This window comes from Streptomyces sp. NPDC059564 (assembly GCF_042735575.1).
Taxonomy (GTDB): Bacteria; Actinomycetota; Actinomycetes; order Streptomycetales; family Streptomycetaceae; genus Streptomyces.
Window position 1 is genome coordinate 1 of record NZ_JBHWBP010000167.1, and the last position, 15,451, is coordinate 15,451.

Here is a 15,451-nt window from a genome sequence, read left to right on the forward strand (position 1 = left end):
CGGATCCGGGGTCGGCGTCGGCGTCGGCGTCGGGGTCGGCTTCGGATCCGGGGTCGGCGTCGGCGTCGGCGTCGGCGTCGGGGTCGGCGTCGGCGTGGGCCTCGGCTTCGGCCCCGTCGGCTGCCCCGTCCCCGCACCGGCACCGGCGCCCGTCCCCGTACCTGCGCCACCGGTACCGCCCGCGTCCGGGACCTCGTGCGTCCCCCGGAGGTAGAACGTGAACCAGGACCGCACCGTCCTCAGGTACTCCCCGGACTGGTTGTACGACAGCACCGCCCGGTCGAGGTCCGCCCCCACCCGCAGGTCGCGGCTGCCCGCGCACAGGTAGCGGGCGGCCGCCAGGGCCGCGTCGTGGACGTTGTTCGGGTCGCGGCGCCCGTCGCCGTTCGCGTCCTGGCCCCAGGCCGCCCAGGTGGAGGGGATGAACTGCATGGGGCCGACGGCCCGGTCGTAACGGGCGTCGCCGTCGTAGGCCCCGCCGTCCGTGTCGGAGATGTTCGCGAAGCCGTTGCCGTCGAGGACGGGCCCCAGGATGGGCCGCAGGGTGGTTCCGGCGGCGTCGACCTGCCCGCTGCGCGCCTGGCCCGACTCGACCTTGCCGATCGCCGCGAGCAGCTGCCAGCGCAGCCCGCACCCGGGGTCGGTCTCCCCCACCTTCTGCTCGGCCCGCCGGTACGCCGCGAGCACGCTCGCCGGTATCCCCTGCGAACCCTCCAGCACCACCGGCACCACCACCGGCACCACCGCGGCCGCGTCGGGGGCCGGCGCGGGCGTCGGCCGCGCGGCCGCCTGCTCGCCCTCCGGCAGCAGCACGGCCGGGGGCTCGGGGCTGACCAGCGGCGGCAGTTCGGTGAAGTAGGAGGAGTCGCCCCCGGAACCGCCGGAACCCCCGGAGGGCCCCGCCGGAACGGTCTGCGCGCCTTCCCCGGCCGCGGACATCCGCTCCGCGAGACCCGCGGCCGGGCCCTGCGAGGCCGTCATCGCCGCGGCCACCAGCGCCGAGACCAGGGCGGCGGCCGCGCCCCTGCGCAGTCCGCGTCCGACTATTCGTGCCGACATGAGCGGGACCCCTCCCCTAGACGTTCGCGTGACCCTACGTCAACTCCCTTCACAGGGCACGCGATGAAGTCCGGATTTCACCGGATCCCCACCTCCTCGCGCAGGTCACGCATACTGTCCCGACGCCGAAGACCCAGGAGAAGCGTCATGCCGTTCACTCTCAGCCATGCGGCCGCCGTGCTTCCGGCCATCCGCCGGACCGGTCGCGCCCGGGGGCCGCTGGTCGCCTCCGCCCTCGTCCTGGGGTCGTTCGCGCCGGACACCTTCTACTTCGCGGACGCGGTCGTCCAAGGCCTCATGGGCTACGGCGGGTTCGCCCACTCGCCGACCGGCGTGTTCACCGTGGACGCCGCCCTCACCGCCGTCCTCGGCGCGTGCTGGCTCCTGCTGCGCGAACCGCTGGTCGCGCTGCTGCCCCGGACCTGGCGCGGCCGGGCGTACGCGTTCGTACGCGGCGAGTCCTGGCGGGGGCGACGGCTGCCCGCGCTCGCGCTGTGGTTCTACCTGTCGGCGGTGGCCGGGTCCCTCACGCACGTGGTGTGGGACAGCTTCACCCACCCGCACCGCTGGGGGACCAACGCGCTGCCCCGCCTCGGGGAGCCCTTCGCCTTCGGCCTGCCCCTCTACTCCTTCGTCCAGTACGGCACTTCGGCGCTCTCCGCCTGCGTGCTGCTCTGGTTCACGGTGACCGCCCTGCGGCGGCTGCCGGCCCCGTCCGTGCCGCCGGCGTCGGTGCCGGTGCTCGGCCGGGCGGAGATCTGGGGGGCGGCCGCGCTGGTCGCGGTGTGCGTGGCGGCGGGCATCACGCTGCGGGTGATCCGCTACTTCACGTTCTTCGACCGGATCCGCACCCCGCTCGACATCATCCCGACCGTCTGTTTCGGCGCGGGCGGCGGTCTCGCCGTCGGACTGCTGCTCTACGGGGTCCTCGTCCGCCTCCTCCACCGCCGGGGCGGCGACCGCACCGGCCGGGACCGCACCGCCCCGGACGCGCGAACGCCCGTCCCCACCGCCTAGCCGGGCGGCGGGAACGGGCGCTCCCGAAAGACGCGACGCGGCTCAGTGCGCGGCGGACTCCCAGTCCTTGCCGACGCCGACCGACACGTCGAGCGGGGCCCGCAGTTCGACGGCGGCGGCCATCTCCCGGCGCAGCAGCTCCTCGACCCGCTTCCGCTCGCCCGGAGAGATCTCCAGCACGATTTCGTCGTGGACCTGGAGCAGCATCCGCGAGGTCAGCCCGGCCTCGGCCAGGGCCTTGTCCACGCGCAGCATGGCGACCTTGACGATGTCGGCGGCGGTGCCCTGGATCGGGGCGTTCAGCGCCATCCGCTCGGCGGCCTCGCGGCGCTGGCGGTTGTCGCTGTTCAGGTCGGGCAGGTAGCGGCGGCGGCCGAACACCGTCGCCGTGTAGCCGGTGGCCCGAGCCTCGTCCACGACGCGGCCGAGGTAGTCCCGGACCCCGCCGAACCGCTCGAAGAAGGTGTCCATCAGACCGCGCGCCTCGGCGGGCTCGATGTTCAGCTGCTGGGCGAGACCGAAGGCGGACAGCCCGTACGCGAGCCCGTAGGACATGGCCTTGATCTTGCGGCGCATCTCGGCGTCGACCGCCGAGCGCTCCACCCCGAACACCTGGGAGGCGACGGTGGTGTGCAGGTCCTCGCCGGACAGGAACGCCTCGATGAGGCCCTCGTCCTCGGAGAGGTGGGCCATGACGCGCAGCTCGATCTGGCTGTAGTCGGCGGTCATGAGGGTTTCGTAGCCCTCGCCGACGACGAACCCGCGGCGGATGGCGCGGCCCTCGTCGGTGCGCACCGGCACGTTCTGCAGGTTGGGGTCGGTGGAGGACAGCCGGCCGGTCGCGGCGACGGTCTGGCTGAAGCTGGTGTGCACGCGGCCGTCGGCGGCGATGGCCTTGACCAGGCCCTCGACGGTGACGCGCAGTTTGGCCTGTTCCCGGTGCCGCAGCATGATCACGGGGAGTTCGTGGTCGGTCTGCGTGGCCAGCCAGGCCAGCGCGTCCGCGTCGGTGGTGTAGCCGGTCTTGGTCTTCTTCGTCTTCGGCAGGTCCAGCTCGCCGAAGAAGACCTCCTGGAGCTGCTTGGGCGAACCGAGGTTGAACTCGTGGCCGACCGTCGCGTGCGCCTCCTTCACCGCCTGCTGCACGGCTCCGGCGAACTGCTGCTCCATGGCCTCCAGGTGGTCGCGGTCGGCCGCGATGCCCGCCCGCTCCAGCCGGGCCAGCAGCTCGGAGGTGGGCAGTTCCATGTCGTGGAGCAGCTCGGTGGCGCCCACCTCGTCGAGCTTCACGGTGAAGGCGTCGCCCAGGTCGAGGACGGCGCGGGCCTGCGCCATCAGCGCGTCGGCCTCGGCGGTCTCGTCCGCCCCGAAGGCCAGCTGGCCGTCGGCGGCCGGGGGCGTCAGCTCGCGGTGCAGGTACTCGTTGGACAGGACGTCCAGCGCGAAGGAGCGGCGGCCCGGCTTGACCAGATAGGCGGCGAGCGCGGTGTCCATGGTGACCCCGGCCAGCGTCCAGCCGTGCTCGGGGAAGACCCGCATCAGGCCCTTGGCGTTGTGCACGACCTTGGGCCGGTCCGCGTCGGCGGCCCAGGCGGCGAAGGCCTTCTCGTCCGCCTCGTCCAGGGTGGACGGGTCGAACCAGGCGGCGGCCCCGCCGGCCGCGGCCAGCGCGACCTCGGAGACGTTGCCCTGGCCCAGCGCCCAGCTGTCGACGGTGGAGACGCCCAGCGGGCCGCCCGCGTGGGCCTCCAGCCAGGGAGCCAGCTCGCCCGCGCCCAGCACGGACCCGTCCAGCTCCACCCCGGCCGCCGGAGCCGGGGCCTCCTCCTCGGCCGCGCCCGGGTCCACGCCCAGCAGCCGCTCGCGCAGCGAGGCGTTGCGGATCTCCAGCACGTCCAGCACGCCGGTCACCGCGGACCGGTCGTAGGGCAGGCGCTCCAGGTCGGTGGGGGTCTTGGGCAGCTCCACGTCCTTGACCATCTCGGTCAGGACCCGGTTGAGCTTCACGGCCTCCAGGTGGTCCCGGAAGTTCTGCCCGGCCTTGCCCTTGACCTCCTCCGCGCGCTCCACCAGCTCCGCGAACGACCCGAACTGGGTGATCCACTTCGCGGCGGTCTTCTCGCCGACGCCCGGGATGCCCGGCAGGTTGTCGGACGGGTCGCCGCGCAGCGCCGCGAAGTCCGGGTACTGCTGCGGGGTGAGCCCGTACTTCTCCTCGACCTTCTCCGGGGTGAACCGGGTCAGCTCGGAGACACCCTTGGTCGGGTACAGCACGGTGGTGCGCTCGGACACCAGCTGGAAGGAGTCCCGGTCACCGGTGACGATCAGCACGTCGAAACCGGCGGCCTCGGCCTGCGTCGCCAGCGTCGCGATCACGTCGTCGGCCTCGAAGCCGTCGACCGCGAACCGCGGCACCTTCATCGCGTCGAGCAGCTCGCCGATCAGCTCGACCTGCCCCTTGAACTCGTCCGGGGTCTTCGAGCGGTTCGCCTTGTACTCGGGGAACTCCGTCGACCGCCACGTCTTGCGGGACACGTCGAACGCCACCGCGAAGTGCGTGGGCGCCTCGTCGCGCAGCGTGTTCGCCAGCATCGACGCGAAGCCGTAGATGGCGTTCGTCGGCTGGCCGGTCGCGGTCGTGAAGTTCTCCGCGGGCAGCGCGAAGAACGCCCGGTACGCCAGGGAGTGCCCGTCCATGAGCATCAGGCGGGGGCGGTCCGCTGCGGTCGGCTGGTCGGTCTTCTTCGATGCTGTCTCTGCCACGCCCCCGATCCTAGGCGCCCCCACTGACAAATCCGGCTTCGGCGATGTCGGCGGAGCGTGACAGGATCGGACGCGCACGCGAAGGAGCGCGGTACCGCAGCCGCACGCGTGACGAAGAAGCTCAGGATGCTCGAAGGGGAGCGACATGGCCGCCAAGCCGCCCGCAGGTGATCCCGTCCAGGACGCGCCGCAGGTCGCGCCCCCCAAGCGCGCGGCGGCCGGCCTGCCCGCGATCGGGCACACCCTGAAGATCGCCCAGCAGCAGATGGGCGTCGCCCGCACCGCGCGCACCCTCCTCAAGGTCAACCAGAAGGACGGCTTCGACTGCCCCGGCTGCGCCTGGCCCGAGGGAGACAAGCGGCACACCGCCGAGTTCTGCGAGAACGGCGCCAAGGCGGTCGCCGAGGAGGCCACGCTGCGCCGGGTCACCCCGGCGTTCTTCGCCGAACACCCCCTCGCCGACCTCGCGACGCGCTCCGGCTACTGGCTCGGCCAGCAGGGCCGCATCACCGAGCCGATGCTCCTGGAAAGAGGGGCCCTCCCCGAGGGCGGCGACCGCTACGAGCCGGTCAGCTGGGAGCGCGCCTTCGAGGTGATCGCCGAGGAACTGCGCGCCCTGGCCTCCCCCGACGAGGCCGTCTTCTACACCTCGGGCCGCACCAGCAACGAGGCCGCGTTCCTCTTCCAGCTCTTCGCCCGCGAGTACGGCACCAACAACCTGCCGGACTGCTCCAACATGTGCCACGAGTCCTCGGGCTCCGCCCTGAACGAGACCATCGGCATCGGCAAGGGCAGCGTCTCCCTGGAAGACCTCCACCAGGCCGAACTGATCATCGTCGCCGGGCAGAACCCGGGCACCAACCACCCGCGCATGCTCTCCGCCCTGGAACAGGCCAAGAAGGCCGGCGCGAAGATCATCTCGGTGAACCCGCTGCCCGAGGCCGGCACCGAACGCTTCAAGAACCCCCAAAGCCCCCTCGGCATGCTCAAGGGCACCGCCCTGACCGACCTCTTCCTCCAGATCCGCATCGGCGGCGACCAGGCCCTCTTCCGCCTCCTCAACAAGCTCGTCATCGACACCGGCGACGCCACCGACGAGGCCTTCATCCGCGAGCACACCCACGGCTACGAGGAGTTCGCGGCCGCCGCCAAGGACGCCGACTGGGACGAGACCCTCACCGCCACCGGCCTCACCCGCCCCGAGATCGAACGCGCCCTGGCCATGATCCTGGCCTCCAAGCGCACCATCGTCTGCTGGGCCATGGGCCTCACCCAGCACAAGCACGCCGTCGCCACCATCCGCGAGGTCGTCAACCTCCTCCTGCTGCGCGGCGACATCGGCCGCCCCGGCGCCGGGGTCTGCCCCGTCCGCGGCCACTCCAACGTCCAGGGCGACCGCACCATGGGGATCTTCGAACGCCCCGCCCCGGCCTTCCTCGACGCCCTCGACCGCGAATTCGCCATCACCTCGCCGCGCGACCACGGCTTCGACGTCGTCCGCTCCATCCAGGCCCTGCGCGACGGCGAGGCCAAGGTCTTCTTCGCCATGGGCGGCAACTTCGTCGGCGCCACCCCCGACACCGACGTCACCGAAGCCGCGATCCGCCGCGCCTCCCTCACCGTGCACGTCTCCACCAAGCTCAACCGCTCCCACGCGGTCACCGGCCGGCGCGCCCTGATCCTGCCCACCCTCGGCCGCACCGACAAGGACGTCCAGGCCTCCGGCAAGCAGTTCGTCACCGTCGAGGACTCCATGGGCATGGTCCACGCCTCCCGCGGCAACCTCGCCCCCGCCTCCCCCCACCTGCTGTCCGAACCCGCCATCGTCGCCCGCATGGCCCGCGCCGTCCTCGGCGAGACCTCCGCCACCCCCTGGGAGGACTTCGAACGGGACTACGCCACCATCCGCGACCGCATCGCCCGCGTGATCCCCGGCTTCGAGGACTTCAACGCCCGCGTCGCCCGCCCCGGCGGCTTCCGGCTCCCGCACGCCCCCCGCGACGAACGCCGCTTCCCCACCACGACCGGCAAGGCGAACTTCACCGCCGCCCCCGTCGAATACCCCCGCGTCCCCGCCGGCCGCCTGCTCCTTCAGACCCTGCGCAGCCACGACCAGTACAACACCACCATCTACGGCCTCGACGACCGCTACCGCGGCATCACCGGCGGCCGCCGCGTCGTCATGGTCCACCCCGACGACGCCGCCGAGCTCGGCCTCGCCGACGGCGCCACCACCGACCTCGTCAGCGAATGGAAGGACGGCGTCGAACGCCGCGCCCCCGGCTTCCGCGTCGTCCACTACCCGACCGCCCGCGGCTGCGCCGCCGCCTACTACCCCGAGACCAACGTCCTGGTCCCCCTCGACTCCACCGCCGACACCAGCAACACCCCCGCCAGCAAGTCCGTCGTCGTGCGCTTCGAACCGGCCTGATAGAACGGCCACCACACACATCGGTTAACGAGCGTTGACGAACGGAGCAGACCCATGGCCGAGCAGCACCCCGTGAAGTTCCCGCAGGAAGTCCTCGACGAGTACGCGGCCCTGGGCATAGACCTGCCCGCGCTCTTCTCGGCCGGAGACCTCGGCGCACGCATGGACATCCGCGTCCTGGAGGCCTCCGCCGAGCGCGTCGTCGCCACCATGCCCGTCAAGGGCAACACCCAGCCCTACGGACTCCTCCACGGCGGAGCCTCCGCCGTCCTGGCCGAAACCCTCGGCTCCATCGGAGCGATGATGCACGGCGGCATCAACAAGATCGCCGTCGGCGTCGACCTGAACTGCACCCACCACCGCGGCGCCCGCTCCGGCCTGGTCACCGGCATCGCCACACCCGTCCACCGGGGCCGCTCCACCGCCACCTACGAGATCGTCATCTCCGACGAAGAGGACCGCCGCGTCTGCACCGCCCGCATCACCTGCCTGCTGCGCGACACGGAGTCTTAACAACAGGGCCGATACGAGCAGTTGTGCGGCCAGCGGCGCCGGTCTAGCGTTCCCACATGGGACCGCGACCGGCGCCGCGGCGCGCCACGACCGCACGCACGCTCGCGACGGCGGCGCTCCTGGCCGCCGCGCTCCCCGGCTGCTCCGCCGCCACCCCCGCACCACACGCCCCGCCCTCCCCCCGCACGACCACCCCGCAGGAACTCTGCACCTCCCTGATCACCCACTGGGCCCGCGTGATCCTCGACGGCGGGGAGGGCGAGGACGCCGTCCGCCTCGACTACCAGTCCATGGGCCTGTCCGGCGACCAGAACGAGATCCTGCGCACCGTCCTCGACGAAGCCCGCGCCGAACGGCGCGACCGGGGCCCGGACGCCGCCCGCGCGCTCGCCGCCCGCGAGGCCGGCCGCCGCTGCGCCGAGCGCCACCGCCCGGGCACCCCGACCGGCGGGCCCTGGCGGTGAGCGGGGGCATCGGGCCGGTGGAGCCCGGGGAGGGCACGGCCGGGCACCAGACCCCGCGCACGGGCCCCCGTACGCCCACACCGCCCGGGCGGATCCGCGCGGCCGCCGCCCGCCACCGGCGCGCCCTGGTGGCCCTGGGGGCCGCCGCCGTCCTCGCCGCGGGCGCCGCCCGCTGGTACGCCGGCCGGCCCGAGACCCCCGTACCGGCCGCGCCCGCGCCCCCGTCCCAGACGCTGTCCCTCGGCTACGGGGATCCGCTGGACCCGCCGCCCGCCGGGACCGCCTTCGCGTTCACTGTGCGTGTGCGGACCTCCTCCGGTCCGGCCGTCACGCTGGAGCGGATCGGCCAGCCGTCCCGGGCGCTGAGCGTGACGATCCGGCCATCCCTGCCGGTCACGGTGGCGGCGGGGGAAGTCCGCGAGCTCATCCTGACGATTCAGGCAAAAGACTGCGTGCATGTAGCACGGAATTCCGGACTCCCATTCCTCGAAGTAACCCTGAGTAATGGATTCCAGAAAGAGGATCACAGTTACATCCCCGGTGACCGTTATGCCAGGGATCTTTCCGTCGCGCTGACCAGGGCCTGTCCCGAAGTCCGAGACGACGGCGCCACGCCCCCGTCATGACCAAAGAGCCCCAGAGTCCTGGCGAGACAGGACTCAAACCGCTCCATGGTCCTCACGCGTCTCAACATCCGGACAAGACGAACCGGCCTGAATTCCCCCGTTCCACCCGCAGTGATCCGCTATGTATTACGCCGTGGCATAACAAGAGAGTCACATCATTGGCCTCAGCCCTCCATATCCCCCGATGAGCCGCTTAGAGTCACGGCCAGTTACCGCGACCGCCGGATTCCATTCAGTTCGGTTCCCCGCGTTCGACTCGGCGCGTCCCAGGGGGGACGCGGCGCCAGGAAAGGACTGATCGTGCGTCATCGTCAGCTCATCGCCGTGACCGCCGCCCTCGCCGCGGGCGCCCTCACTCTCACCGCCTGCGGCTCCCGCGACGGTGGCTCCACCGGCGACGGTGGCAACACCACGGTCGTCATCGGCGTCGACGCCCCGCTGACGGGCGACCTCTCCGCCCTCGGCCTCGGCATCAAGAACTCCGCCGACCTCGCCGCCAAGCAGGCCAACGAGAAGAAGTACGTCAAGGGCGTCACCTTCAAGATCCAGGCCCTCGACGACCAGGCGCAGGCCTCCTCCGGCCAGCAGAACGCCACCAAGCTCACCGCCGACAAGGACGTCCTCGGCGTCGTCGGCCCCCTGAACTCCTCGGTCTCCGAGTCCATGCAGAAGGTCTTCGACGACGCCAAGCTGGCCCAGATCTCCCCGGCCAACACCAGCCCGTCCCTGACCCAGGGCCCCAAGTGGGCCGAGGGCCAGAAGACCCGCACCTACAAGAGCTACTTCCGCACCGCCACCACGGACGCCATCCAGGGCCCGTTCGCGGCGCAGTACCTCTTCAACAAGGCGGGCAAGAAGAAGGTCTTCATCATCGATGACAAGAAGACCTACGGCGCCGGCCTCGCCGGAACCTTCAAGGGCGAGTTCACCAAGCTCGGCGGCGCCGTCGCCGGCGAAGGCCACATCGACCCGGAGTCCAAGGACTTCTCCGCGATCGTGACCCAGGTCAAGAGCTCCGGCGCCGACGTCGTCTACTACGGCGGCGAGTACCCCGCGGCCGGCCCGCTGAGCAAGCAGATCAAGGCCTCCGGCGCCAACATCCCGCTCGTCGGCGGCGACGGCATCTACGACAAGAAGTTCGTCGAGCTCGCGGGCGACGCCGCCACCGGCGACTTCGCCACCTCCGTCGGCGCCCCGGTCGAGAGCCTCCCCTCCGCCAAGGACTTCGTCGCCAACTACACCAAGGCCGGCTACAAGGACCCGTTCGCGGCCTACGGCGGCTACTCCTACGACTCCGCCTGGGCCGTCATCGAGGCCGTCAAGAAGGTCGTCGACGCCAACAACGGCAAGCTCCCCAGCGACGCCCGCGCCAAGGTCCTCGAAGCCGTCCAGGGCGTCTCCTTCGACGGCGTGACCGGCAAGGTCTCCTTCGACGAGTTCGGCGACGCCACCAACAAGCAGCTCACCGTCTACAAGGTCGACGGCGGCGAGTGGAAGTCCGTCGAGTCCGGCACCTACGGCGGCTGACCTCCAACGGCTAGCCCGCTAGCTCGCTAGCCCCTCACCCCTCATCTTTGCCGCGCGGGGCGCGCACATTGCGCCCCGCGCGGTGTCACATCCGTCGAAAGACTCGGAGGACCTGCGGTGCACGAACTGCCGCAACAGCTGGTCAACGGCCTGCTACTGGGATCCATGTACGGGCTCGTCGCCATCGGCTACACGATGGTCTATGGCATTGTCCAGCTCATCAACTTCGCCCACGGCGAGATCTTCATGACCGGCGGGTTCGGAGCCCTCACGGTCTGGCTGATACTCCCCGGCGGGACCACCATGTGGCTCGCCCTGCCGCTCATGATCATCGGTGCGATCCTCATCGCCACCCTCATCGCCGTCGGAGCCGAACGCTTCGCCTACCGGCCCCTGCGCAGCGCACCCCGGCTCGCACCGCTCATCACCGCCATCGGCCTCTCCATCGTCCTCCAGCAGGCGGTATGGGCCTGGTACCCCGACGCGAAGTCCTCCCGGGTCTTCCCCGAAATCCCCGGCGGCCCCTTCCACATCGGCAGCATCACCATCCAGACCGGTGACGTCTTCCTGCTGATCGCCGCCCCCATCTCCATGGCCATCCTCGGCATCTTCGTCAAGAAGACCCGCACCGGCCGCGGCATGCAGGCCACCGCCCAGGACCCCGACACCGCCAAGCTCATGGGCATCAACACCGACCGCATCATCACGATCGCGTTCGCCCTCGGCGCCGCCTTCGCCGCGATCGGAGCCGTCGCCTACGGCCTCAAGTACGGCGAAGTCAACTACCGCATGGGCTTCATCCTCGGACTCAAGGCCTTCACCGCCGCAGTCCTCGGCGGCATCGGCAACATCTACGGCGCCATGATCGGCGGCCTGGTCCTCGGCCTCGCCGAAACCCTCACCACCGCCTACATCGCCGACGTCCCCGGCATGAGCCAGCTCGGCGGCCAGTCCTGGGGCAACACCTGGGCGTTCGTACTCCTCATCCTCGTACTCCTCTTCCGACCCCAGGGTCTGTTGGGCGAGCGCGTGGCCGACAGGGCGTGAGAACCATGACGACTACCACCACGGACACGGACACCACGCAGCAGGCCACGGCCGGCCGAGCGGGAATCTCCATCCCCGAAAAGACGGCCCGCGCACTCGCCACCGCAGGCGGCGCCCTCACCGTCATCTCCTGCTTCCTCGCCTGGACCTGGACCGCCAACTTCCCCGGCGACCTCACCGTCTACGGATACCCCGGCGGCCTCCAGTGGCTCGTCCTCGTCGGCGGCGCCCTCACCACCCTCTTCGGCCTCTCCTCCTACGGGATCAAGGGCCTGCGCTGGCTCACCCCCGGCGGCGCCGACGCGGCGATCAAACTCTCCGCCCTCGGCACCCTGCTCACCGTGGCCTACACCGACTGGGCCATCAGCAACACCCTCGGCGGCCTCGTCAACCTCGAACCCGGCGCCTTCGTCGCCCTGGTCACCGCGGCCGCCGCCTACCTCGGCGCCCGCGCCCTGCCCTTCGAGCGCCCCGCCCTCGAACCCGCAGACCCCGAAGACAGCTGGTGGGAGCAGACCAAGCACAACGTCTCCAACAGCTGGACCGTCACCAAGGCCGCCCACGCCGGCGACACCCCCAAGCCGGCCCGCGCACTCCCGGCCTACGCCGAGATCCTGCTCATCGCCGCACTCCTCGCCGTCGCCCTCGGCGTCTTCACCTACGGCGTCACCACCGCCTACCAGGAACTCTTCATCGGCTTCCTGATCATCGCCGGCTTCGGCTTCACCGCCCTCGGCAAGGCCGGCCTGGTGGCCCGCTTCACCGCCCTCACCAACAAGCACCGCAACGTCGCCCTCGTCGGCGCCTTCGTCGCGGCCGCCGCCTTCCCCCTCACCCAGACCGACGACCAGTACGCGACCCTCGGCGTCAACATCCTCATCTTCGCCACCGTCGCCCTCGGCCTGAACATCGTCGTCGGCCTCACCGGCCTCCTCGACCTCGGCTACGTCGCCTTCCTCGGCGTCGGCGCCTACACCGCGGCCCTGGTCTCCGGCTCCCCCAACTCCCCCTTCGGAGTGCACTTCCCCTTCTGGGCCGCGATCCTCCTCGGAGCCGTCGCCTCCATGGTCTTCGGCGTCCTCATCGGCGCCCCGACCCTGCGCCTGCGCGGCGACTACCTCGCCATCGTCACCCTGGGCTTCGGAGAGATCTTCCGAATCTCCATGAACAACCTCGACGGCGTCTCCGGCCCCGACATCACCAACGGCCCCAACGGCATCGCCGGTGTCCCCAACGTCGACCTCTTCGGCTTCGACTTCGGCGCCACCCACACCATCGCCGGCTTCGCCATCGGACGCTTCGCGAACTACTTCCTGCTGATGCTCCTGGTCACCCTCATCGTGATCATGGTCTTCCGCCGCAGCGCCGAATCCCGCATCGGACGCGCCTGGGTCGCCATCCGCGAAGACGAGACCGCCGCCGAAGCCATGGGCATCAACGGCTTCCGCGTCAAGCTCATCGCCTTCGCCCTCGGCGCCACCCTCGCCGGCCTCGCCGGAGCCGTACAGGCCCACGTGAACTACACCGTCACCCCGGACCAGTACGTCTTCGCCAACGCCGTCCCCCCGAACTCGGCCTTCCTCCTCGCAGCGGTCGTCCTCGGCGGCATGGGCACCATCTCCGGCCCCCTCGTCGGCGGCGCCCTCCTCTTCATGATCCCCAACAAGCTCCAGTTCCTGGGCGAGTACCAGCTCCTCGTCTTCGGCATCGCACTCGTCATCCTCATGCGCCTGCGCCCCGAAGGCCTCATCCCCAACCGGCGCAACCAGCTCGAACTCCACAAGGACCTCGAAGCGCCCACAGTCCTCGGCAAGACAGGGGCCTGATCCATGACCACCACCACGACCGAGACGGTCACCGAGACGGTCCTCGACGCCCGCGGCGTCACGATGCGCTTCGGCGGCCTCACCGCCGTCAAGAACGTCGACCTGACCGTACGAAGCGGCGAGATCGTCGGCCTCATCGGCCCCAACGGCGCCGGCAAGACCACCTTCTTCAACTGCCTCACCGGCCTCTACATCCCCACCGAGGGCGAAGTCCGGTACAAGGGCACGGTCCTGCCCCCCAAGTCGTACAAGGTCACCGCGGCCGGCATCGCCCGCACCTTCCAGAACATCCGTCTCTTCAACAACATGACGGTCCTGGAAAACGTCCTCGTCGGCCGCCACACCCGCACCAAGGAAGGCCTCTGGTCGGCCCTCCTGCGCCTCCCCGCCTTCGGCCGCGCCGAGGAAGCCAGCCGCCAGCGAGCCATGGAACTCCTCGAGTTCATCGGCCTCGACCACAAGGCCGAACACCTCGCCCGCAACCTCCCCTACGGCGAACAGCGCAAGCTGGAAATCGCCCGCGCCCTCGCCAGCGACCCCGGCCTCATCCTCCTGGACGAGCCCACCGCCGGCATGAACCCCCAGGAAACCCGCGCCGCCGAAGAACTCATCTTCGCCATCCGGGACCAGGGCATCGCCGTCCTCGTCATCGAGCACGACATGCGCTTCATCTTCAACCTCTGCGACCGCGTCGCCTGCCTCGTCCAGGGCGAAAAGCTCATCGAAGGCACCGCCACCGAAGTCCAGAGCGACGAGCGCGTCATCGCCGCCTACCTCGGCGAACCCTTCGAAGGCGCCCCCGGCGCCGAAGAAGCCGCGGAGGTCGAGGCCGCGGAGGCGCACAGCACCACCAGCACGGACGGAGAAGCCAAGTGACCGCCCTCCTCGAGGTCGAGGACCTCCGCGTCGCCTACGGCAAGATCGAAGCCGTCAAGGGCATCTCCTTCACCGTCGACCAGGGCGAGATCGTCACCCTCATCGGCACCAACGGTGCGGGCAAGACCACCACCCTGCGCACCCTCTCCGGCCTGATCAAACCGCGCGGCGGCCAGATCAAGTTCGAGGGCAAGTCGCTCAAGAAGGTCCAGGCGCACGACATCGTCTCGCTCGGGCTCGCCCACTCCCCCGAGGGGCGGCACATCTTCCCGCGCATGTCGATCGAGGACAACCTGCTCCTCGGCGCCTACCTCCAGAACGACAAGGCCGCCATCCAGCAGGACGTCAACCGCGCCTACGAGCTCTTCCCGATCCTGGGCGAGCGCCGCAAGCAGGCCGCCGGCACCCTCTCGGGCGGCGAGCAGCAGATGCTCGCCATGGGCCGCGCGCTCATGTGCCGCCCGAAGCTGCTGATGCTCGACGAGCCCTCCATGGGCCTCTCGCCGATCATGATGCAGAAGATCATGGCGACGATCGCCGAACTCAAGGCGGCCGGCACCACGATCCTGCTCGTCGAGCAGAACGCCCAGGCCGCGCTGTCGCTGGCCGACCAGGGCCACGTCATGGAGATCGGCAAGATCGTCCTGTCGGGCCCGGGCCGCGAGCTCCTCGTCAACGAGGACGTCCGCAAGGCCTACCTCGGCGAGGACTAGTCCCGCCCCCTGTTAACGCGTGAGGCCCGTCTCCCCTCGGGGGGAGACGGGCCTCACGCTTGCGCTCTTCTACTTGCCGGCGTTCTGCTTCTTCTCCTCGGCGTCCTCGATGACCGCCTCGGCGACCTGCTGCATCGACATGCGGCGGTCCATGGAGGTCTTCTGGATCCACCGGAAGGCGGCCGGCTCGGACAGCCCGTACTGGGTCTGCAGGATGCTCTTCGCGCGGTCCACGAGCTTGCGGGTCTCCAGGCGGGCGGAGAGGTCGGCGACCTCCTTCTCCAGCGCCTTCAGCTCCGCGAAGCGGGACACGGCCATCTCGATGGCCGGCACCACGTCGCTCTTGCTGAACGGCTTCACCAGGTACGCCATGGCCCCGGCGTCCCGGGCCCGCTCGACGAGGTCGCGCTGCGAGAACGCGGTCAGCATCAGGACGGGGGCGATGGACTCCTCCGCGATCTTCTCGGCGGCCGAGATCCCGTCCAGGACGGGCATCTTCACGTCGAGGATCACCAGGTCGGGGCGGTGCTCGCGGGCCAGCTCGACGGCCGTCGCGCCGTCCCCGGCCTCACCGACGACGGAGTACCTC

General features: G+C 70.7%; 13 protein-coding genes. 10 read left to right on the top strand and 3 right to left on the bottom strand.

Annotated elements, in window-relative coordinates; all coding sequences use genetic code 11:
- The coding region (locus tag ACFV0Q_RS24965) for a lytic transglycosylase domain-containing protein (RefSeq protein WP_385008584.1) at positions 1 to 1,059 on the bottom strand (1,059 nt) is incomplete at its 3' end.
- A gap of 147 nt (positions 1,060 to 1,206) precedes the next feature.
- Here ACFV0Q_RS24965 and ACFV0Q_RS24970 point away from each other — a divergent pair.
- A complete protein-coding gene (locus tag ACFV0Q_RS24970) occupies positions 1,207 to 2,076 on the top strand; it encodes a DUF4184 family protein (protein WP_385008585.1) in 870 nt (289 codons plus the stop codon).
- A 42-nt stretch (positions 2,077 to 2,118) separates the two neighbouring features.
- On the opposite strand, the gene polA is transcribed toward ACFV0Q_RS24970, so the two are convergent.
- Complete coding sequence (gene polA / locus ACFV0Q_RS24975) at positions 2,119 to 4,839, bottom strand: DNA polymerase I (RefSeq protein ID WP_385008586.1); 2,721 nt, start codon at positions 4,837 to 4,839, stop codon at positions 2,119 to 2,121.
- A gap of 145 nt (positions 4,840 to 4,984) precedes the next feature.
- Between polA and ACFV0Q_RS24980 the strand changes: the two genes are divergently transcribed.
- From ACFV0Q_RS24980 to ACFV0Q_RS25020, 9 genes are all read left to right on the top strand, one after another.
- A complete protein-coding gene (locus ACFV0Q_RS24980; protein WP_385008587.1) occupies positions 4,985 to 7,270 on the top strand; it encodes an FdhF/YdeP family oxidoreductase in 2,286 nt (761 codons plus the stop codon).
- Between the two features lie 54 nt (positions 7,271 to 7,324).
- The gene (locus tag ACFV0Q_RS24985; RefSeq protein ID WP_385008588.1) at positions 7,325 to 7,783 is read left to right on the top strand and encodes a PaaI family thioesterase; all 459 of its coding nucleotides are present in this window, start codon (positions 7,325 to 7,327) and stop codon (positions 7,781 to 7,783) included.
- Positions 7,784 to 7,839: 56 nt separating this feature from the next.
- Entirely contained in the window at positions 7,840 to 8,247 is a 408-nt protein-coding gene (locus tag ACFV0Q_RS24990; protein WP_385008589.1) for a hypothetical protein, read from the top strand.
- Positions 8,244 to 8,873, top strand: coding sequence for a Tat pathway signal sequence domain protein (locus ACFV0Q_RS24995; protein ID WP_385008590.1), 630 nt, complete (start codon positions 8,244 to 8,246; stop codon positions 8,871 to 8,873). The genes ACFV0Q_RS24990 and ACFV0Q_RS24995 overlap by 4 nt, the downstream gene beginning before the upstream one ends.
- A 300-nt stretch (positions 8,874 to 9,173) precedes the next feature.
- Positions 9,174 to 10,400, top strand: a complete 1,227-nt coding sequence (locus ACFV0Q_RS25000; protein ID WP_385008591.1) for a branched-chain amino acid ABC transporter substrate-binding protein — start codon at positions 9,174 to 9,176, stop codon at positions 10,398 to 10,400.
- A 117-nt stretch (positions 10,401 to 10,517) separates the two neighbouring features.
- Positions 10,518 to 11,447 carry a branched-chain amino acid ABC transporter permease gene (locus ACFV0Q_RS25005; protein ID WP_385008592.1) on the top strand — a complete coding sequence of 310 codons (930 nt, stop codon included), beginning with the start codon at positions 10,518 to 10,520 and terminating at the stop codon, positions 11,445 to 11,447.
- Between the two features lie 5 nt (positions 11,448 to 11,452).
- Entirely contained in the window at positions 11,453 to 13,273 is a 1,821-nt protein-coding gene (locus tag ACFV0Q_RS25010) for a branched-chain amino acid ABC transporter permease (protein WP_385008593.1), read from the top strand.
- Positions 13,274 to 13,276: 3 nt separating this feature from the next.
- Positions 13,277 to 14,149 carry an ABC transporter ATP-binding protein gene (locus ACFV0Q_RS25015; RefSeq protein WP_385008594.1) on the top strand — a complete coding sequence of 291 codons (873 nt, stop codon included), beginning with the start codon at positions 13,277 to 13,279 and terminating at the stop codon, positions 14,147 to 14,149.
- Positions 14,146 to 14,862 carry an ABC transporter ATP-binding protein gene (locus ACFV0Q_RS25020; RefSeq protein ID WP_385008595.1) on the top strand — a complete coding sequence of 239 codons (717 nt, stop codon included), beginning with the start codon at positions 14,146 to 14,148 and terminating at the stop codon, positions 14,860 to 14,862. The genes ACFV0Q_RS25015 and ACFV0Q_RS25020 overlap by 4 nt, the downstream gene beginning before the upstream one ends.
- Positions 14,863 to 14,931: 69 nt before the next feature.
- Here the strand turns inward: ACFV0Q_RS25020 and ACFV0Q_RS25025 are convergent.
- Positions 14,932 to 15,451, bottom strand: a 520-nt coding sequence (locus tag ACFV0Q_RS25025; protein ID WP_385008596.1) for an ANTAR domain-containing response regulator, incomplete at its 5' end; no start/stop codon positions are given.

Bases quoted from the DNA above. Each gene is read 5' to 3' on its own strand.
- ACFV0Q_RS24980 (WP_385008587.1), top strand. From the start codon at position 4,985: ATGGCCGCCAAGCCGCCCGCAGGTGATCCCGTCCAGGACGCGCCGCAG.
- ACFV0Q_RS24985 (WP_385008588.1), top strand. From the start codon at position 7,325: ATGGCCGAGCAGCACCCCGTGAAGTTCCCGCAGGAAGTCCTCGACGAG.
- ACFV0Q_RS25015 (WP_385008594.1), top strand. From the start codon at position 13,277: ATGACCACCACCACGACCGAGACGGTCACCGAGACGGTCCTCGACGCC.
- ACFV0Q_RS24970 (WP_385008585.1), top strand. From the start codon at position 1,207: ATGCCGTTCACTCTCAGCCATGCGGCCGCCGTGCTTCCGGCCATCCGC.
- ACFV0Q_RS25010 (WP_385008593.1), top strand. From the start codon at position 11,453: ATGACGACTACCACCACGGACACGGACACCACGCAGCAGGCCACGGCC.
- ACFV0Q_RS24990 (WP_385008589.1), top strand. From the start codon at position 7,840: ATGGGACCGCGACCGGCGCCGCGGCGCGCCACGACCGCACGCACGCTC.